The 20,187-nt window shown below is 44.8% G+C and carries 13 protein-coding genes; 7 read left to right on the top strand and 6 right to left on the bottom strand.

The genetic code is table 11. The features are described 5' to 3' along the window. Positions 1-34: 34 nt before the first annotated feature. Positions 35-1,486, bottom strand: coding sequence for a RimK family protein (locus EYW48_RS00705; protein WP_171979481.1), 1,452 nt, complete (start codon positions 1,484-1,486; stop codon positions 35-37). Between the two features lie 70 nt (positions 1,487-1,556). On the opposite strand from EYW48_RS00705, the gene EYW48_RS00700 reads away from it, so the two are divergent. Beyond that, entirely contained in the window at positions 1,557-2,651 is a 1,095-nt protein-coding gene (locus EYW48_RS00700; protein ID WP_053310865.1) for a GNAT family N-acetyltransferase/peptidase C39 family protein, read from the top strand. Positions 2,652-2,820: 169 nt separating this feature from the next. Next, entirely contained in the window at positions 2,821-4,005 is a 1,185-nt protein-coding gene (locus EYW48_RS00695; RefSeq protein ID WP_277431752.1) for an NnrS family protein, read from the top strand. An 89-nt stretch (positions 4,006-4,094) separates the two neighbouring features. On the opposite strand, the gene dapD is transcribed toward EYW48_RS00695, so the two are convergent. From dapD to EYW48_RS00680, 3 genes are all read right to left on the bottom strand, one after another. Then, positions 4,095-5,126 (bottom strand): 2,3,4,5-tetrahydropyridine-2,6-dicarboxylate N-succinyltransferase, encoded by a 1,032-nt coding sequence (dapD, locus tag EYW48_RS00690; RefSeq protein WP_171979479.1) that lies wholly within the window; start codon positions 5,124-5,126, stop codon positions 4,095-4,097. A gap of 231 nt (positions 5,127-5,357) precedes the next feature. After that, positions 5,358-5,657, bottom strand: a complete 300-nt coding sequence (locus EYW48_RS00685; protein ID WP_168521212.1) for a YebG family protein — start codon at positions 5,655-5,657, stop codon at positions 5,358-5,360. A gap of 118 nt (positions 5,658-5,775) precedes the next feature. Next, complete coding sequence (locus EYW48_RS00680; protein ID WP_053310869.1) at positions 5,776-6,672, bottom strand: LysR family transcriptional regulator; 897 nt, start codon at positions 6,670-6,672, stop codon at positions 5,776-5,778. Positions 6,673-6,790: 118 nt separating this feature from the next. Between EYW48_RS00680 and EYW48_RS00675 the strand changes: the two genes are divergently transcribed. The 4 genes from EYW48_RS00675 to recD all read left to right on the top strand — a co-directional run bounded on the left by EYW48_RS00675 (position 6,791) and on the right by recD (position 17,403). Then, positions 6,791-7,807, top strand: coding sequence for a TDT family transporter (locus EYW48_RS00675; RefSeq protein WP_277431751.1), 1,017 nt, complete (start codon positions 6,791-6,793; stop codon positions 7,805-7,807). 98 nt (positions 7,808-7,905) lie between these two features. Then, the gene (recC, locus tag EYW48_RS00670) at positions 7,906-11,358 is read left to right on the top strand and encodes an exodeoxyribonuclease V subunit gamma (protein WP_277431750.1); all 3,453 of its coding nucleotides are present in this window, start codon (positions 7,906-7,908) and stop codon (positions 11,356-11,358) included. A gap of 307 nt (positions 11,359-11,665) precedes the next feature. Beyond that, positions 11,666-15,277 carry an exodeoxyribonuclease V subunit beta gene (gene recB, locus EYW48_RS00665; RefSeq protein WP_277431792.1) on the top strand — a complete coding sequence of 1,204 codons (3,612 nt, stop codon included), beginning with the start codon at positions 11,666-11,668 and terminating at the stop codon, positions 15,275-15,277. Continuing rightward, positions 15,274-17,403: an exodeoxyribonuclease V subunit alpha gene (gene recD / locus EYW48_RS00660; RefSeq protein ID WP_277431749.1), complete on the top strand. Its 2,130-nt coding sequence runs from the start codon at positions 15,274-15,276 to the stop codon at positions 17,401-17,403. The genes recB and recD overlap by 4 nt, the downstream gene beginning before the upstream one ends. Positions 17,404-17,602: 199 nt before the next feature. Here the strand turns inward: recD and EYW48_RS00655 are convergent, their stop codons facing one another. Both EYW48_RS00655 and argA read right to left on the bottom strand, forming a co-directional pair. Beyond that, positions 17,603-17,782, bottom strand: coding sequence for a hypothetical protein (locus EYW48_RS00655; RefSeq protein WP_080996362.1), 180 nt, complete (start codon positions 17,780-17,782; stop codon positions 17,603-17,605). A 443-nt stretch (positions 17,783-18,225) separates the two neighbouring features. Then, a complete protein-coding gene (gene argA / locus EYW48_RS00650; protein ID WP_261915190.1) occupies positions 18,226-19,563 on the bottom strand; it encodes an amino-acid N-acetyltransferase in 1,338 nt (445 codons plus the stop codon). Between the two features lie 185 nt (positions 19,564-19,748). Between argA and EYW48_RS00645 the strand changes: the two genes are divergently transcribed. Further along, positions 19,749-20,183: a DUF2850 domain-containing protein gene (locus tag EYW48_RS00645; protein WP_277431748.1), complete on the top strand. Its 435-nt coding sequence runs from the start codon at positions 19,749-19,751 to the stop codon at positions 20,181-20,183. The last annotated feature ends 4 nt before the right edge of the window (positions 20,184-20,187 follow it).

Genomic DNA, 20,187 nt, shown 5'->3' with positions numbered 1-20,187 from the left:
CTGTTTTGAGGAGCATTTCCGTTATGTTTGATGGTTAGAAGCCACGCATTTGAATGCGGCGCAAGAACTCCGTCATCACTCGGTCATAAAGTAGATCACCTAAGAATGCATCTTCAACTTGGTGGTCAATACTTGGGTTGTCGTTGACTTCAATCACATATACTTGGCCATCAATTTCTTTTAAGTCAACGCCGTATAACCCTCCACCAATAAGGTTAGCCGCTTTTACTGCTACATCGACCACATTTTTAGGTACTTGTTTGAGATCCAAAGTTTCAAAGCCGCCAGATGAAACTCGACCACTGTTATGGTGTTGGTAGATCTGCCAGTGACCACGGCTCATCATATATTTACAAGCGTAGATCGCTTGGCGGTTCATGACTCCGATACGCCAGTCAAAATCGGTTGGCATAAACGCTTGCGCGAGAATCAAGGCACTTTTTTCAAACAATACGCCAGCTTCGCGTTCAAGCTCTTCTTGGTTGCGCACTTTTACGACACCGCGAGAAAATGCACCATCAGGAATTTTTAACACCATTGGAAAACTCAGTTCTTCCATAACGTGCATTTTCCAGTTCTCATCAAAGCTTTGTAATATTACGCCTTTTGGTGCAGGCACATTATTGCGTTGCAAAAGCTCGGTTAAGAAAACCTTGTTGGTGCATTTCATGATCGATTCAGAATCATCCATCACCACTAAGCCCATTTTTTCTGCGGTTTTAGCAAAGCGATAGGTGTAGTTACTGATGTTGGTCGTGGCGCGAATAAATAAACCATCAAACTCGCCTAAACGGGAAAGATCATCCGATGAAATCGTTTCAAGGTTGACGCCTAATCGGTTTGCTGCACGGCGAAAACGCTTCAGTGCCGATGCATCAGATGGCGGCATTTTCTCTTCTTCATCCACTAGCATGGCGATGTCGTAGCGATATTTCTTTTCTTGTTTAGGTTTGCGCCATACTTTGGTGGAGAACAGCTCAAGTGACTCAACAAAGAAGTCTTGTTCGTGGTCGTTCAGATCTTGGAATGGGAATGGTCCAATTTTACTGATTTGCCACTGACCTTGGTGCTTATTCATCTCAAGCTCAATCACCGGCACCATAAACTGCTCGAACAGATGCCGTGCCAGTTTATCTAACCCTTTTTCTTCGGTACGGCCAAAATAAATTTTGCATTGAATATGGTCAGTTTCGGTACACAGCTTATTGAGTTTTAATAAGCCCGATGACAACAAAAATGGTTGGTTAATATCATTGATAGCCATGACCCGTGGGATCACGCGGTGACCACGAGCTTCTGCCATCAACGAGCAGTAATAGCCACTGCTCATGTAGCTATAATCGCGACATAGATTCACCACTTGTAAACTGCGGTGAGTCTGTTTCCAATCGGTGTTGAGGTATTGATCGACACTCACCACTTGCTCAGAAGGGAAATATTGTTGCCAGTCACTTGACTGGTCAGTCACGATCAAAAGGTTTGCCATTGCTATTCTTTTCCTTAATCAATAGGAATAATATTGAGCTGCAATCTTGCCAACCACTTAGGGACGTCGTATGGACTTTCGTCTTGCGAAAAGTGCTGATCTCACTGCTCTTAATGCGCTAGAACAACAGCTGTTTGAGGGAGATAAAATTTCTCCGCGCCAAATGAAGCGTTTTTTACATTCCAACCAAGCCGTGTTCTTTGTGGCTGATGCCGGAACAGAACTGGCGGGTTATGCATTGCTACTATTTCATCAAGGTACACAGCTATCAAGGTTGTATTCGATTGCCGTAAAACCTGATTTCAGAGGCCGAAGGATTGCTCAAAATTTAGTTGAGCAATGCGAGCGTGCTGCTCTTGATCAAGGCGCGACTACATTACGATTAGAAGTGCGTGAAGACAATACGGCAGCGATAAATTTATATGAAAAAATGGGCTATAAAACCCTTAAATTATTAATCCATTATTACGATGACCTATGTAATGGGAGGCGGATGCAAAAACGCCTGTCACCGCAAGGGCCAAAAGTGCAATTGCCGATGCCACTTTACGTGCAAACCACCCCGTTTACTTGTGGTGCCGCTTGTTTATTGATGAGCTTTTCCTGCTTATCGACATCGTTTGAACCAAGCCGCACTGAAGAGCTACAACTGTGGCGCGAAGCAACCACCATATTTATGGCAGCAGGTCACGGAGGATGCAGTGGTCATGGGCTGGCATTGGCCGCGACAAGGCGTGGTTATCACGTTGAGTTGTGGAGTCAGTCGAAGAGCACACCATTTATTGATAGCGTGCGTGACCTAAATAAAAAGCAAGTGATTGAATTGGTTCATCAAGATTTTTGTGAACAACTGACTCATGAGGATGTGACGATGATTGATGCACCACCCACTCAAGAGCAGCTTGAGCAATGGGTCAATCAAGGTGCATGTGTTTTACTCTTGATTAGTACTTATCGATTTGACGGTAAAAAAGAGCCACATTGGATTGTGCTCAGTGGTATGAGTGAAAAGTTCTTCTTCATTCACGATCCACATGCTGAAACAGAAGCTGACGCTATGGCTTCAGCATTCATTCCTGTGGGTAAAAAAGCATTGTCGCAAATTATCGGGTTTGGCAAGCAAAAACAGACTGCTTGTGTGGTGATTAGTAAGAGTAAGTCATAAAAACCCAAAGGAGTCTTTATGACTTCATTTGATTGTGTCGCTTTAACTCTTTTGTTTGGTGGGTTTTTGTTATCCCATTGTTTTTATTAATTATTAATGTTGGCGTGGTTCATGCTTTCTAAGAGTGAATAAGCCGCACTCTATTTAATTAGAACAATGAGGATTCATCGTGCTCAATATCACTGATAAAAAAGTCGAAGAACGTATTCCTGCATGGTTACGTCTTGGTTTTCGACCTTTCTTTTTACTGGGCAGTCTCTATGCCATTATTGCTATTTCATTATGGGTGTGGATGTTTCAAACAGGCCAGCCGTCAATGCTGCAAGTTCCTGCGTTGTGGTGGCATGTGCATGAAATGCTGTTCGGTTTTGCTATGGCGATTGTGGTCGGTTTTTTACTTACCGCGGTGCAAAATTGGACGGGTATAAACGGCACTAAACATTACCGTTTGTTGCTGCTAGTGGCGTTATGGTTAGCGCCTAGAGTGCTACTGTGGACACCAGTACCATTGTGGTTAACTTCATCTATCGAAGCGTTATTTTTAGCGTTGGCCGCGTATGAAATTGGGAGCCGAGTCGTCAAAGCAAAAGGGTGGAAGAATCTCTTTTTTGTGCCGCTATTTGTGCTAGCCATTGCCGCGAATTTTGCCAGTTACGCTACCATTAAAGGCATGCCACCGTTTAGCTCCGCAGCGGTCTGGCAAGCCATGCTGTGGTGGTTCACGTTGTTATTGTCAGTAATGGGCGCGCGCGTGATTCCTTTTTTCACCGCTAGACGTTTTAATTTTGAAAAAGCACAGCCTTTGCAGTGGCTTGATTGGTTAGCGAATGCACCCATAGCAGCACTATTCATTTTGAGCTTTTTCCCAATGACGATGGATCAACTAGGGCAACCTTTAATGATTGTGGCTGGTGTTGCTCAATTAGCTCGCTTTATTCGTTGGAAACCGTGGTTAACATTAAGTGAACCGTTAGTTTGGTCTTTGCATGCCGCTTATGTTTGTTTGCCGTTGAGCTTGTTACTTCGTGGTTTGATGGATAATACTTATGTCGCACACAACTTAATTCATCTATTTGCGATTGGTGCTTTGGCTGGGGTGATTTTAGCGATGATCACGCGCGTTACTATGGGCCATACTGGACGCGCTATATATCAAGGACCAAATATGAGTGTGGCCTTTTTTGCTTTAGTCATTGCTGCCTTTATTCGCAGTTTTGGTGTGGCATTTTTTCCAGCTCAACTGTTTATGATGGTTAACATTAGCGGCGCATTATGGGTACTAGTTTTCAGCCTATTTGTTTGGAAATTCGGCTCGATGTTAATCACCCCAAGAGTAGACGGGCACCCAGGTTAGGCATTTTTAGAGGCAGTGCAAATAAAGCGCGCAGAAAAAAGGCTTGGTGATGTGCCAAGCCTTTTTCATTATTTGTTATGGGGAATTGATCAGTTATTGCTGTGTAGCATGCTGTTGAGTTCAACGGCAGATTTATTCGCAAGACACTCAATTTGACCCGTAATAGAGTTACGACGGAACAGCAAATCAGACACACCAGCAAGGTCACGTGCTTTAATGATTTCTACTTCGTTCCCTTGGTTATCGAGCATGCGCACTTTCGTTCCAGCCGTCACGTATAGGCCTGATTCAACTGTACAACGATCACCTAGCGGGAAGCCCAAACCTGCATTTGCGCCAAGCAGAGAGTTTTCACCGATAGAAACCACCACTTTACCGCCACCAGAAAGCGTTCCCATAATCGATGCGCCGCCGCCGATGTCAGAACCGTTACCAACTACTACGCCAGCAGAGATACGACCTTCAACCATGCTCACTCCAGTGGTACCTGCGTTGAAGTTAATGAAACCTTCGTGCATCACGGTCGTGCCTTCACCCACGTGTGCGCCAAGGCGAACGCGTGATGTATCAGCAATACGAATGCCAGTTGGAACCACGTAGTCCACCATTTTAGGGAACTTGTCTACGCAATCTACGGTTAATGCACGACCTGCAAGGCGAGCTTCGATTTGACGATCTGCTAGCTCTGGTAGGTCGATAGGGCCTTCATTAGTCCATGCGATGTTGTGCAGTAGACCGAAGATGCCGTCCAGTACTGTGCCGTGTGGCTGAACTAAACGGTGAGAGATAAGTTGCAGTTTCAAGAAGCCTTCAGCAACCGATTGAGGTTGAGCATCAGCGGCTAAAATCACAAGTACCAATGGTTGTTCTGAGTTTGCAGCTTTATCGGCAAACGCCGCATTTTTGCTATCGCCGTTGTCGGCAAAAGCAGTTGCGAGTTGTGCGCTTTGTGTCGCTGAAATTTCAATGGCTTGGTTGCCTTCACTGTAACCAGCGATTTGCGCAAGTGCGCTAACGAACTCATCACTTGGGTTTAGAACTGGGGCTGGGAAAAATGCTTCAATGATTTTTCCATCACGGTTTTTCGTTGCTGTACCAAAGGCAAGTGCAAAGTAAGCCATCTTGTATCTCCATGTTGCAATTATAGGAGCGCAGTATGTTGATGAGTTGAGCATCATCACTACGCTGTCAATTCACTTGTCAAATATCATAAAGAGTGGGGAAGAGGGTGGAAAGGGCAAAAGGGGAGAAAGTCCGTAAAACGATACGTTTTGTCTTTTTACCGATATATTTCTTTAGATGGAAATAAAAAACCGCTGGTCGTCCAGCGGTTTGAGCAAAGATAAAGAGAGTTAAGCTGCGTCTTCTTCAGGCGTTTCGTTTTTCGCTGCCTTCACCGCTTTTGGTTTTGCTGGTGCAGGTTTACGTTTTGCACCCAATGCATAAAGCACTTCTTCTTTGTTGTGTGCTAGGAACATGGCAAGTTCTTCTTGCTTCGCTTCATCTTCTAGCAGTTCACTTTTACCCAGCAGTTCGAAAAGCTCATCTGCCATATCGAGCATTTTGTCATAAGCGTCAGCGTCTGCTTTAGAGGTAAAAGTCATCTTTTCTTCTCCGTTGCGTTCCACCACGTACTTGACGATTACAGCCATGGTTAATCCTCTAACTTAGTCGTAAATTCTACTGGCTGTTTATACAGCTTTTAATCACTGAAGTCTAGGCGATGAGAGAAAAGTGAGAGGTGGATGGTCACTATCTACTCCGCCTTAACTAATGGTGGAAGTTTTGAGTATGGCAAAATTCGATGAAGCGTTTTAACAGCGGACTTTGGTATTTTTCTTTATGCACTAAAAGCCAGAAACGGCGCTTCATATCCAGTGGTACCTTGAGCATTTTTACTCGCCCATGTTGCACTGCTGAATGGGCTGCTAGTGTCGATAAACACCCTAAGCCAAGGCCTGCAGATACACTGTTGATCAAGGCTTCTGTTGTATTGAGTTCAAATGCTTCATGCCACTGTTCCAGTCGGGGCGCGACGGTACGTAAGAAAAATTCTCTGGAACCAGAACCAGCTTCACGCAGAACCCATTCGCTATGTTCAAAATCACTTAACGTTATTTTAGTTTTTTGCACCAGTGGATGATCAGTGGCGCAGATGATGCACATTTTGTCTTGGCTAAACTGAGTTGACATTAATTCAGGATGCAAGGTTTTTCCTTCGATCAATGCAATGTCCAGTTCATAGTCAACTAACTTTTGGCAAATCAAAGCCGAATTAGAGATAAACAAACTTTGTGATAAATGCTCCGTTTCTGCTCGAAAAGCACTGAGCAAATAAGGCGCAACATGGTTGCCAATCGTATCACTTGCGCCAATACGAAGTTTGCCTGATAGGGCTTGTTCACCATCAAATAATTGTTGGATGTTATTGGCTCGGTTGAGTAATTCATCCGCTAGCGGTAGTAATTTTTGCCCCTCTTGATTAAGGATTAGGCGGTTATTGACCCGGTCGAACAGCGCATGCCCGAGCTGCTTTTCCAATTCAGATAGCGCCATGCTGACCGCAGCTTTCGATAAAAAAAGTGCATTGGCAGCCTCAGTTAACGTTTTATGCTGAGTGATAGCGGTAAAGACTTTGAGTTGTTTTAACGAGATATTAGCAGCCATAATGATCGTTTAGTTTATCTGAACGTGTGTTCCATATATTTAGATATATTAGAACAAAGTGCAAGCGTATGATGGCGACATTAAGTAGTAAGTTCGTCAGCGTTAATAAGAGGTCAATATGATTCAAGCAGCTAAAGCAAAAGTGATGGGAGCCCCAACACCAATGGCGGGTTTAACGCTAGGGATTGCGAGCTTAGGATGGTGCTGGGAAAACTTCACTACATTGAACGGTTACGGCCAATGGTTGGGCGCTAGTGTTGCAAGTGTTTTGATCGTAATTCTAGCGATCAAGTTTCTATTTCATCGCCACTTATTACGTCAAGATCTCGCACATCCGGTCGTCGGCAGCGTGGTTCCTACTTTCGCGATGGGGATGATGATTATCTCTAATTCACTTGGCCATTTTTACCCAATGGCGGGGGACGCATTATGGCTATTTGCAGTGGCTTTGCACATTATCTTCTTGGTGAGTTTTTTGTACCATCGCGCCAAAGTTTTTGAGCTTCACCACATGGTGCCAAGCTGGTTTGTGCCACCGGTTGGTATGGTGGTGGCTGACGTTGCTTTCTCTGGCAACCCTGCGCTTGCTCCCATTGCCCAAGGCACGTTGGTATTTGGTTTAACCGCTTATGCGGTGATGTTACCAGTCATGATTTATCGTTTTATGTTTCGTCATGAAATTCCTGATGCCGCAAAACCAACCATGGCGATATTGGCCGCACCGGCAAGTTTATCTTTAGCTGGTTATTTAACGGTCACAGCAAATCCATCGCCAGTGATCATTGCTTTGTTATTTGGCATCGCGGTATTGATGACAGCGATCATTTACTTAGCCTTTTTTAAATTACTACGTTTACCTTTCAGCCCAGGTTATGCCGCATTTACCTTCCCAATGGTGATTGGCGCAACTGCGTTGTTTAAAATGGCTCATTGGATGGAAAGCATCGGTATGAATGCTGAATATGTTCAACAAGTGCATGGTTTAGCTAACATAGAACTGATAGTAGCAACATTGGTTGTGGGTTATGTGGCGATTCGTTATTTGCATTTCTATCAACCTCATCGCGTATTGCTGAACAGCACTGATGAGTTAGATAGGTTGGATGAACACCAACTCGATTGTCAGATGAAATAGCCAGCAATTTAAGTAATCCAAAAGATAAAAATCTCAAGTATAGAATGCACTTATGCTAATCTCAGTCCTAATTACGGTGAGATTAGCGTGAGTGCATTTTGTTTACTGTTTACCATTCCAATAAAGTCGATACTTTAAAAATTTTGTTAGTGCATTTAATTAAAAATGCGCCGCTGGTTAATCCATTTGAAAAAGAGCAGATTTTGGTACAAAGCCCTGGGATGTCACAGTGGCTCAAAATGGCACTGGCTAAAGATTTAGGTGTTGCAGCTAATCTTGAGTTTCCGCTACCAGCGACTTTTATTTGGGAGATGTTTACTAAAGTACTGCCTGATGTGCCAAAGCGCAGTGCATTCAACAAAGAAGCCATGACGTGGAAGTTGATGCACTTGCTGCCAACGCAGCTCACTTACGCCGAATTTGCTCCTTTACAACGTTATCTTGACGATGATGAGGACCAATCGAAGTTGTATCAACTGGCAGAAAAAATAGCCGATATTTTTGATGGTTATTTAGTGTATCGTCCCGACTGGATTGCCAAGTGGGAAGCCGGGGAAACGGTCAGCGAGTTAGGTGATGAACACCCATGGCAACCTATGTTGTGGCAAGCCTTATACCAATACACATTAGAACAAGGTCAGTCGCACTATCACCGTGCCAATTTATATAAAAGTTTTATTGAGCAATTAGCAAGTGGTGCTTTGGATATCTCCACACTGCCTAAACGCTTGTTCATCTTTGGCATTTCTTCCCTGCCGCCGCGCTATATGGATGCGCTTAAAGCTTTAGGTGAACATATCGATGTACATCTCATGTTTACCAACCCCTGCCAACACTACTGGGGGGAAATTCGCGACCGAAAAACCCTCGCCAAACTGCAAAGTCAGCAGCGTAAACAGTTTGCCTTACAAGGCAGTGATGTTCGATTTGAAGGTGAGCGTTCGCCACTCAAAGGTGATATTGAAGCTAACCTTGTGGATGAACTGCATACTGAAGCGGCGGTGGGCAATGGCTTATTAGCGTCGATGGGCAAATTGGGACGTGATAACCTTTATTTACTGTCTCAAACTGAAAACGAAGAGCATGAATTTTTTATCGATGTGCCACGTGACAGTTTATTGCATCAATTGCACGCCGATATTTTACATTTAGAAGAACATCAAGACGATGACAGGCTTGAAAGTAGCACCCATAAGCAAGTGATTGCCCTAGGTGATCCTTCCTTAACCCTTCATGCTTGCCATAGCCCAATGCGTGAAGTAGAAGTGTTGCATGACCAACTGCTGGCGATGTTTGATAGCGATCCTGAACTGAAACCACGCGATATTATTGTGATGGTGGCGGATATCAACGCCTACAGCCCAGCCATTGCAGCGGTATTTGGTAACGCACCGGGCGAGCGCTTTATTCCTTATTCCATTTCGGATCGCAGTGCCGATCAAGAAAGCCCGATCTTGGCCGCATTCATGCAGTTAGTTAATTTGCCGCACTCACGCTGCCTAGCATCAGAGCTGCTTGAGCTATTAGAAACGCCAGCCATGATGGCAAAATTTGCGTTGGATGAACATGAATTTGCTCAAGCTAAACTGTGGGTGGAAGAGTCGGGTATTCGTTGGGGGCTTAACGCAGCCACGGCGCAACAATTTGAATTGCCACACACAGAGCAAAATACATGGCAGTTTGGCATTGAACGTATGTTGCTTGGCTACGCGATGCCAGAATCTGTAGGGCTTTTTGAGCAAGGTGAGTGTGCACTGGCGCCTTACAATGAAGTACAAGGGATGGGCGCGGAACTTGCTGGCAAACTCGCGTACTTTATTGAGCAAGTGAGCCATTATCGCGAACGACTGGCTCAAACCCAAGCAGTGGACGAGTGGCGAGCTTTACTTGGTGAGGTGCTTGAAGGCTTCTTTAGCGTTGAGTTAGAAGGTGAAATGGCGCTAAAGTCCATCCGCGATACCTTGTCGCAACTAAAAGAGCAACTGACTGATGCAGGTTATGAACAAGCTCTTGCACCCAGTATTATTACCCAATACCTGCAAAACAAGCTGTCAGGTACACGAGTCAGCCAGCGCTTTTTAGCTGGGCAAGTCAATTTCTGTACATTAATGCCAATGCGCTCTATCCCTTTTAAAACAGTTTGTTTGCTAGGGATGAATGATGGTGTTTATCCGCGCACCATGCCAGCGGAAGGATTTGATTTAATGAATGGCCGTACGCGAGCAGGCGACCGCTCGCGACGTGATGATGACCGTTATCTGTTTTTGGAAGCGATGCTCTCGGCGCAGCAGACGTTATACATCAGCTATGTGGGTCGCTCAATTCAAGATAACAGCGAGCGTGTCCCCTCGGTGTTGGTATCAGAGCTTTTAGAGTATTGCCAACAAAACTATTGTCTCGCAGGGGATCAAGAACTCGGCAGTGATCAATCTGGTCAAAGGTTAGTCGATGCGTTAATGACTACCCATGCCATGGTGCCGTTTAGCCCTAACGCTTTTTTGAGTGAAACGGGCAGCTATGCCAAAGAGTGGTTACCTGCGGCCAATCGCCAAGGGCAAGCCAGTGGTCAATTTAATCGAGCGCTCGATAATTACTTGTTAGATGCAACCTATCCATTAGAGTTGGATCTGGTTGAGCTGCAACGTTTTTGGCGCTTGCCAGTGCAGTATTTCTTTAATCGCCGCTTAAAAGTGACCTTTGAACCACCACTACCGGTGATGGAAGATGATGAGCCTTTTGTTTTAAACGGCCTTGAAAGCTATCAATTACGTGACGCCTTGCTAGAGGTACTACTTGAGCATCCAGATTCGCCACAAGCACTGGATGACTTTACTAAACAACAGCGCGCGCAAGGCAAATTACCGATTGGTGCTTTTGGGGAGTTGGAGTTTGAAACCAACCGTGTGCAAGCGCAGGACTTAGCTGAAAAAATCGCTTTCTTATGTCAATCGCCAATTGATGATCAAGAAATCGACTTACGTTTTGATGTTCTCGGTGAAGGCAAATGTGTGCATCTAACGGGGTGGTTAACCAAGTATTATCAAGCTGGCCTTGTGCGTTACCGCAGCGGTGCTATTCGTTCGCAAGATTACCTCGCAGCGTGGATTGATCACCTTGCTTTAGCTGCGATGGGCAAATGTCAGTCAACGCATGTGATTGGCTATGACCGTAAAGCGGGGGCGCAACACTTAATCTACCCACCAATGCCAGATGCCGAACGAGCTAAAAGCTTGCTCGCAGAACTGGTGCGTCTGTTTTACCAAGGCATGACTGAGCCACTAGCCTATTTCCCGAAAACTGCGTTAGCCAGCATTGAAGCGGGCTTTAATCGAGGAAAATGGATTGAGGATCAAGATAAATCGCTGAAGAAAATGGCGGAATGTTTTAATGATGGTTATATGACAACGGGTGAAGGCGGTAATGTTTATATTGCGCGAATTTGGCCGCAATGGAGTGATGAACTTGCTCAACAAGTGCACCTATTGGCAACTTTAGTGATGCAAGGTCCAAGGTTGTGGATCAAAGATGCAGCTGATGCTGAACGTGATTAGTTTTTATGACTATCGCTTTGGTGTTTGTGTTGAGTTGTGTAATGAGAAGCAAGGTGGCCGCCAGTAAATCATTATTGTGTAGGGCGTTCGCTGTACGGCCACAGGTCAGAGGGACCATTATTCGGTGGGTTAGAGTAACTCTGCAGGTTTACTCAACTCGTGGCGCGGATAGTAAAGGCTGCTGGCAAGGCGAACCGTGAGAAAGATCGCACAACTTCTTAATTAATAAAATATTTTCGATTATTCATACAATTATTCAAGCGTGATCACACTCGCTTGCGCATTCAAAGGCTAACCGTTTATGAGTATGACCTCGACAACAGTTGCAACACCACTGGAAACTATGACCTTCCCATTGCATGGGGCAAGGTTAATTGAAGCCTCGGCTGGTACGGGAAAAACCTTCACCATTGCGGGTTTGTATTTGCGCTTGCTGCTTGGACATGGGAGTGATGAATCACGCCACCAAGCACCGTTGACGGTGGATCAAATTTTAGTGGTGACTTTTACTGAAGCGGCAACTGCCGAGTTGCGTGACCGTATTCGTGCTCGTATTCATGATGCGCGAATTGCCTTTTCTCGTGGTTGTAGTGATGACCCAGTGATCCAACCGCTGCTGGAGAACATCAGCGATCATAAACAAGCGGCTCAAATTTTACTGCAAGCCGAAAGACAGATGGATGAAGCCGCTGTCTATACCATTCATGGCTTTTGCCAACGGATGTTAACCCAAAATGCTTTTGAATCGGGCAGTCGTTTTAATAATGAATTTGTCACCGATGAAAGCCATCTCAAGTCGCAAGTGGTTGCCGATTATTGGCGCCGTCAATTTTATCCGTTACCGATCAACCTGGCTGCGGAAGTTCGCCGTTTGTGGTCATCGCCAGCGGTCTTGCTTGAAAAAATAGGCGGTTACCTAACAGGTTCACCGCTTAAGTTGTCCATTGATGCCATGCAAGATGACTTGGCGGCGCTCTATCAATCGTCTCTTGCGCGCGTTGAAGCACTAAAGCAGCAATGGTTGACTGTGTGTGATGAATTTGAAGCGTGTATCAATGAGTCAGACTTACACGCTGCGACGAAAAAAGCGCTTCACAAACGACTGGTTTTCTTGGCGCAGTGGGCGAGTAATCCTAGCCATGAACTGAGCGTACCTACAGAGCTGCAAGAGTTTGCTCAAAGTGCGTTGGATGCTAAATCTAAAAAGGGCAATCCTCCACAGCATGCAATGTTTACCGCTATTGATGACTTTCTTGCAACCCCGATCAGTATAGAAGCACCGCTGCTGGCGCACGCGATTACTCATTGCCGCACGATGCTTGCCAAAGCGAAAGCACAAAAGCAATGGTTATCGTTTGATGATCTGTTGACTCAGCTTTCTGCTGCAATGGATAACGATGAACTGGGTTTGCTGGCTGAGCGCATTCGTACCCTTTACCCGGTTGCGATGATCGATGAATTCCAAGATACCGATCCACTGCAATACAGTATTTTTAGCCGTATTTATCTGCCTAAAACCGAATGTGGTTTGTTTATGATTGGTGACCCCAAGCAGGCTATTTATGCGTTTCGTGGTGCAGATATTTTTACTTATATTAAAGCGCGAAAACAAGTGAGCGCGCATTACACCTTAGGCACCAACTGGCGATCAAGCGCTGATATGGTTAAGGCGGTGAATCAAATTTTCACCACAGCCGATAGCCCATTTATTTACGACCAGGACATTCCTTTTTTGGCGGTCAACGCGAGCCCGAATGCAGAAAAGCGTCACTGGTGGCTTAATGGAAAAGCCCAACCAGCGTTAACCTATTGGTTGCAAGCTGCGGAGGATAAACCGCTACCCAAAGGCGAATACCTCAAATGCATGGCGCAAGCGTGCGCAAGTCAAATTCAAACCATTTTGACAGCAGCACAACAAAAGCAAGCGTATTTTGAAAATGGAAAAACGCAGAAAACAGTGCAGGCAGGGAATATTGCGGTATTAGTGCGAACTGGTAATGAAGGGCGAATGATCAAAGAAGCATTGGCAAAACAAGGTATTGCCAGTGTGTATTTGTCGAACCGAGACAGCGTGTTTAGCAGTGCCGTTGCGCAAGATTTACAACGCGTGCTGCAAGCGGTCCTGACGCCAGAAAACGACCGTGCTCTACGTGCCAGTTTGGCTTCGCAACTTTTTGCTTTAGATGCCGCTAGCCTTGATGATTTAAACAACGATGAAATGGTGTGGGAAAACGCGGTTAACGAATTTAAAGAATATCGCAAATTATGGATTGAGCGTGGTGTGCTGCCGATGCTGCGCAGTGTGATGAGTAAGCGCCATATTGCCGAGCGTTGGCTTGAAGAAGAGGACGGTGAACGTGCACTGACTGACTTCATGCACATTGGCGAATTGTTACAACAAGCGAGCCAAGAAATCGATAGTGACCACGGTTTACTGCGTTGGCTCGCGCAAGCCATCAGTGATGCGGAAAATGGCTTAGGTGGTGGTGATGAGCAAATTCAGCGTTTGGAATCTGAACGTAATTTGGTGCAGATTGTCACCATCCATAAATCAAAAGGTTTGGAATATGACTTGGTCTTTTTACCGTTTGTGGTCAGTTACCGAGAAGCCAGTGAGGGCAAATATTATGATGCCGCGAATGATGAAACCGTACTCGATATTACAGCCTGTGATGCCTCGATTAAGCAAGCCGATAAAGAGCGTTTAGCTGAAGATCTGCGCTTAATTTATGTGGCATTAACTCGCGCCGTCTACGGCTGTTTTATTGGCATTGCGCCGCTGCGAAATGGCCGATCAACCAAAGAGCCGACCGGCGTCCATTTAAGTGCAATAGGCTATTTACTGCAAAATGGGCAAGAGGCGGGAATTGCCCAATTGAGCTCTGCATTGAGTGCACAGGTTAATGAGCAAGTGGTGATTGAAGAGCCGCCCGCTCCACAGGATCAAATGTTTAAAGCATCCGATGGAGCAACACCGCTCTTAACGGCTAAAACTCTGCAAGCACAGATTGATCGCTTATGGCGCATTACCAGTTATTCAGGACTGGTCAAACAAGGCTCGAAACATGTTAGCCATGACGCGACCCTTGAAATCTCAGGCTTTGATATCGATTCTGCCGACGAGCAAGATGAAACCTTATTACTTGAGCCTGAACGTTCCATTTTTACCTTCCCACGCGGTGCAACGCCAGGCACTTTTTTACACTCATTATTTGAAGAGGTCGAATTTACTGAGCCTGCCAGTAGCGATGCCAATCAGCAAGTAATTATTGAGTTGATGCAACGAGAGCAAATTGATCTTGAGTGGCTACCAATATTACAAACGCTGGTGGATACAGTGTTAGATACGCCCTTAGATGGCAAAACACTTCGTTTGAACCAAAAGAGTGCCGAGCAGCGTTTGGTTGAAATGGAATTCCTTTTGCCGATTGAAGTGCTCACCGCTCCAGCGTTGAACCGTGTCATTCAGCGTCATGATCCTTTATCAGCAAAAGCGGGAGATCTCGGATTTTATAGCGTACAAGGAATGTTGAAAGGCTTTATTGATTTGGTGTTTGAGCATCAAGGTAAGTATTACGTATTGGACTGGAAATCGAATCATTTGGGCAATGAAGTAGCGGCTTATCATGGCGAGCGTCTAAAAGTGGCTATGGCCGATCATCGTTATGACCTGCAATATCAAATTTATGCGCTAGCATTGCATCGTTTCTTACGCAGTCGTTTAGCGAACTACGATTATCATAGCCATTTTGGTGGCGTCTATTATCTCTTTTTACGCGGTATGGATGGTGAGTCTGAACATGGGATTTTCTCAACCAAGCCCAGTTTTGAACTGCTCGATGAGATGGATAGATTGATTGATGGAGAGGTGATTGATGCACGTGCAACCAATGCCGGTCAAATGGAGTTAGATCTATGAAACTCACTTTGATGATGACACTTAAGCAGTTGGCAGAGAAAGGCTCACTTCGTCAATTGGATTATCAATTTGCTCGCTTTATTGAGCAAAAAAGTCGTCAACAATTCGCCACAGAGCAAAGTGAAGCGTTAGGTTTTATCGCCGCTGTAGTAAGCAGTGAATTAGCCAAAGGACATATCTGTTTGTCTTTAACGGAAACTTCCTCAGTGCAAAGCATTGACCTTGCAGCCAAGTTGGGGCTGTTTGGTGAAGCAGCAACCTTGCTGAATCAACAATTACTGACGATTGATTGGCTTGAACTGTTGAAAACGTCGTCGTTGGTAGGCGAGCGCGGTGAAGCGGTACCATTAATGTTTGATGGGCAGCGATTATACCTGCACCGTTATTGGAATTATGAAGTGACTTTGGCTGAGCGTTTAACAAGCTTTGGAACACCAATGAGCTTAAAGCCTACCGATGTACAAAAGCTCAAATCGTTGCTCGATATATTGTTTGCTCGTCAGTATCATTTCTTGTTCAACGCACTCGTGAAATTACCCGATACCAGTAATGCGGTAGTGCGTCAGCAATTGGTGTGTGATTTTCTCGATGTGATCGCAGCTGATGAGCTCGATTGGAGTGCTATTGATCGCGTTGTTAGCTCGGCTAGTAGCGTCAGTGAATTGTATTCATTGGAGGAATTAATTCCGCAGGCTTCGTGCGTTAACTGGCAAAAAGTTGCGGCCGCTGTGGCATTAACTCGTCGCTTTGCGGTCATTTCTGGCGGCCCGGGAACCGGTAAAACCACCACGGTCACCAAACTACTGGCCGCCTTGATTACTCAAGCCCAGCAACACGGTGAAACGCCAACGATTAAATTAGTGGCTCCTACCGGTAAAGCCGCTGCGCGTTTAACGGAATCGATTGGTAAAGCAGTGTCAGAACTTGCGGTCGAACCGCAGCTCAAAGCTGCGATTCCGACTGAGTCGAGTACTATTCATCGCTTACTGGGGGCGATTCCAAACAGTGTTGAATTTCGACATGATCAGCGCAACCCATTACACCTTGATATTTTGGTGGTTGATGAAGCTTCCATGGTCGATTTGCCGATGATGGTCAAATTGGTCGATGCACTACCCAAACACGCACGCTTGATTCTACTGGGGGATAAAGATCAGCTTGCTTCAGTCGAAGCCGGAGCCGTGTTGGGTGATATTTGCTCATTTTTAGACTACGGCTATAGCCGCTCACATAGCCAGCTATTATCACAGCTAACGGGATATCAACGTTTAACTTTGAATGCTCACATTCAAGAAAGTCATGTTTCAGATAGTTTGTGCATGCTGCAAAAAAGCTACCGTTTTGATGCGCGTTCCGGTATTGGTCAGCTTGCCAAAGCGATCAATGCTGGGCAACTGGCCATGGTCGATGAAGTTTTCAAACGCGATTATGCCGATATTACGCACCATTCGCTCAGTAGCGAAAACTACAACCTCATGCTGCAAACCTTAGTTAAACAATACGGTCGTTATTTGACTCGTATTGATGAGGTGGTGATTGATAGCAGCACCAAAGTACCTGAGACTCAAGCACAAAAAGCCAAAGCTGTGCTTGATTGTTTTAATCAATGTCGATTGTTATGTGCAATTCGGGAAGGTGATTTTGGGGTTACCGGGCTAAACCTACGCATTGAACGTGCATTAGCTGCGCGTAAGCTGATTAAAGCTCAAGATGAGCTGTGGTATCACGGCCGTCCTGTGATGGTGACGCGCAATGATCATGGCTTAGGGCTTTACAACGGTGACATTGGGATTTGTATGCGCGATAGCAGCGATGAGCAGCAGCGTCTAAAAGTTTATTTTGAATTACCTGACGGCAGTGTAAAAGCGATTTTACCAAGCCGAGTGCCCGAACATGAAACGGCCTACGCAATGACCATTCATAAATCACAAGGCAGTGAATTTGATTTAACCTTGATGATCCTACCGCCTGACTTTAGCCCGATCCTAACCAGAGAGCTTATTTATACAGGGATCACACGGGCTAAGAAACAATTGATGTTATTTGCTGATATGGCAACCATGAAGCGAGGGATCAAAGTCAAAACTGAGCGCGCGAGTGGCTTAGTGGCAAGGCTAAAGAATTAATTGAAGTTAATATACCCTTCCCACTTGAAGCTACAGCGGTGTTGGTTACATTCGTTCACCCCAATTACATAGTTTATCTATGCTCATTGGGATGCACTCATTTGCCGCCTACCTGCAACTTCAAATAGTTTGGGTATAGCACCAGATAATGCTTACTGCATTTTCTGGTGCGTGAATCTGCTATTTTTCGAGCGCTAATTTACGCAAAGGCATGAGTGAATGAGATACTCTTTATCTTGTAGCGGTCTTGAGAGCTGAGAATAAAGCCTCGTAGTTTGTTGTTTGCTGGGAATACGCAGTGGACATTGTGTCCTTCGAGAAACTGGTGGTCTCCCATATCCCAAAAGCTTTGTAGTGAGTTACAAATGATCGTTTTCATAGAGTTTTGCTCTTAAGTACGTGAGTAGTAAAAGCAATCCGTGCAAGCCATTTAGTCTCTTGTTCGTTAAAACCTCTGTATAAGTCAGCGCATGATCGTGCGGGCTAACAGCGGTTATAATTTATTGAGATCTACATATGAAGCCAAGTTCCTGAGCTATTCATTAAATGTACACATCTAATGATGTCGGCGGATTCTACACACAATAACAAGGTAAATAAAGCGATTATTTTATGAACAAAACAATGAAATCGTTTGCATTAAATTATATGTGTTTATTTAACAGTATACTGACCGATTATCCCCTTCCTACTTGAAGTTGCAGCGGTGTTGACTACGTTTGCTCACCCCAATCACATAGTTTATCTATGATCATGGGGATGCACTCATTTGCCGCTTACCTGCAACTCCAAGTAGTTTGGGTATAGTAGATAAAACTGACGTTAAAGGTGCAGGACTAAAATTTTTGAACGACGCTGATAGTTGTATAAACTTTGCTTAGCAATTGGCAATGATTCCACACCAACCTCATTAAAACCTTGCTCTCTAAACCAGTGTAAACTGTGTGTCGTCAGTACAAAAAGCCTATCTAGACCCATGTTCTTTGCCTGTTGCTTCATGTGGTTAAGCAATAATAGTCCACGGTTGCCATCTCGATATTCCGTATGAATTGCCACGCAAGCCATTTCTGCCATCCCCTCTTCTGGGTACGGATAAAGCGCAGCGCAACCAATCAGCAAGCCATCTTTATCGATGATGGTGAATTTATGGATCTCTTGCTCTAGTTGTTCACGAGAACGACGTACTAAGATGCCTTGTTCTTCTAGAGGACGAATGAGATCGAAAATTCCTCCGATATCGTCTATTTGTGCCAAGCGCACTTGTTCAGCGCTCGCCATAACAATTTGTGTACCAATACCATCAAAAGAGAACAGTTCTTGAATCAAAGCCCCATCTTCTTTGTAGCTAATTAAGTGACTGCGCGGTACACCAGCTCGACATGCAGAGACAGATGCCCTTAAAAAACGCAGCGTGCCAGAGCTGCTGTCTTGAGAGTGGTCAATGTCGGTTTCCAAACGTTGTAGCAGTTGTTCAACGTCTGCGGGAAACAGTTCGGCAATCGCATTACCTTGTTCATCGATGATCCCTTGTTCTGAACAAAAGCCAATCAGTTTTTCTGCTTTTAGTCGTATAGCGACTTGAGTCGCGACTTCTTCGGAAAGTAAGTTGAAACATTCCCCTGTGACTGAGCTAGCGATAGGACCAAGTAACACAATAGAGCCTTGGTCTAGCATGCGATTAATGCCTTCAATATCAATACGGCGAATACGGCCACTGTGGCAATAGTCGACACCATCATCTATACCTAAAGGTTGAGAGATGACAAAATTGCCACTAACGACGTTAAGTTGAGTGCCAGCCATTGGTGTGTTGTTTAGGCTCATTGATAAGCGCGCTGTGATGGCATGCTGTAATTGACCAGCAGCCTGCATAACTAAACTTAATGCGTCTTCATCGGTGACTCGAATACCTTTATGATAAGGCGTGGTATAGTTGTTTTTCGCCAAAATATGATTGATCTGTGGGCGAGCGCCATGGACCAATACAATTTTTACCCCTAGGCTGTGAAGAAGAGCTAGGTCGCTGATTATATTTGTAAAATTCTTGTCTGCGATCGCCTCTCCGCCTAACATGACAACCATGATCTTACCTCTATGGGCATTAACATAAGGTGCGGATTGTCTAAAACCTTTAACGAGAGCAGTACTACGAATTTTCACGATGGGAACACTCTTTTTGTTTAATTATGCTTTTATAGTGACTTTTTATTCCTTTGTCGGCAAGTGGTTTTTTGAGTTTGCTGCAATTATTTGAGACATAATTTTTTCTGTCATAATGAATAGGTTAGAGTACTTGCAGTACAAAGGCTTAACGTGGCCAAAATAAGATTTCGAACCGAGATAAGATGATAGAAGATCAAACCATAGAGCTGGTCACGCAGGGAACTCATTTGCGTAGAAGAAAAGTAATAGAACGAGTATTAATGGCATTAGCATTGGTGGGAACGCTTTCCGTTTTCTCTTTATATGGTGATATTTTTTCTCGTATCTCAGATTATTTAACCCCCAAAGAGCAGGTGTATGGTGTTTGGGTTGAGCAAAATGTCGCCCCCTATGCGGCCAAACATATTGAGCTGAGTAAACAAGGCGTAATGAGTGGTGGGCGAGTCTTAGCTACTTCTTTTGATTTTGATGGCCATTATATTGAGTATCAAATTGGCGATGAACACTATCGCTACAAAATGCTCAATGAAAGGTACTCTGAAATGACGCTTGTATCGTCAGAGCACTACAATCCTACTTTCCAATTGTCAGAAAAACACAAAAAAAACCTTCGCTAACAAT

The sequence above is a fragment of the Vibrio sp. 1180_3 genome (assembly GCF_029478545.1).
In the GTDB taxonomy this organism is placed as follows: domain Bacteria; phylum Pseudomonadota; class Gammaproteobacteria; order Enterobacterales; family Vibrionaceae; genus Vibrio; species Vibrio aestuarianus.
The sequence above is the reverse complement of the archived record's forward strand: the minus strand, read 5'-3'. Positions and strand labels throughout refer to the sequence as shown.

What these genes read in the sequence shown, in the direction of transcription:
- EYW48_RS00685 (WP_168521212.1), bottom strand. Translation starts at nt 5,657, where the DNA reads ATGGCTGTAATCGTCAAGTACGTGGTGGAACGCAACGGAGAAGAAAAG.
- EYW48_RS00675 (WP_277431751.1), top strand. Translation starts at nt 6,791, where the DNA reads ATGATTCAAGCAGCTAAAGCAAAAGTGATGGGAGCCCCAACACCAATG.
- recD (WP_277431749.1), top strand. Translation starts at nt 15,274, where the DNA reads ATGAAACTCACTTTGATGATGACACTTAAGCAGTTGGCAGAGAAAGGC.
- EYW48_RS00700 (WP_053310865.1), top strand. Translation starts at nt 1,557, where the DNA reads ATGGACTTTCGTCTTGCGAAAAGTGCTGATCTCACTGCTCTTAATGCG.
- EYW48_RS00645 (WP_277431748.1), top strand. Translation starts at nt 19,749, where the DNA reads ATGATAGAAGATCAAACCATAGAGCTGGTCACGCAGGGAACTCATTTG.
- dapD (WP_171979479.1), bottom strand. Translation starts at nt 5,126, where the DNA reads ATGGCTTACTTTGCACTTGCCTTTGGTACAGCAACGAAAAACCGTGAT.
- EYW48_RS00680 (WP_053310869.1), bottom strand. Translation starts at nt 6,672, where the DNA reads ATGGCTGCTAATATCTCGTTAAAACAACTCAAAGTCTTTACCGCTATC.
- EYW48_RS00705 (WP_171979481.1), bottom strand. Translation starts at nt 1,486, where the DNA reads ATGGCAAACCTTTTGATCGTGACTGACCAGTCAAGTGACTGGCAACAA.
- EYW48_RS00655 (WP_080996362.1), bottom strand. Translation starts at nt 17,782, where the DNA reads ATGAAAACGATCATTTGTAACTCACTACAAAGCTTTTGGGATATGGGA.
- recB (WP_277431792.1), top strand. Translation starts at nt 11,666, where the DNA reads ATGACCTCGACAACAGTTGCAACACCACTGGAAACTATGACCTTCCCA.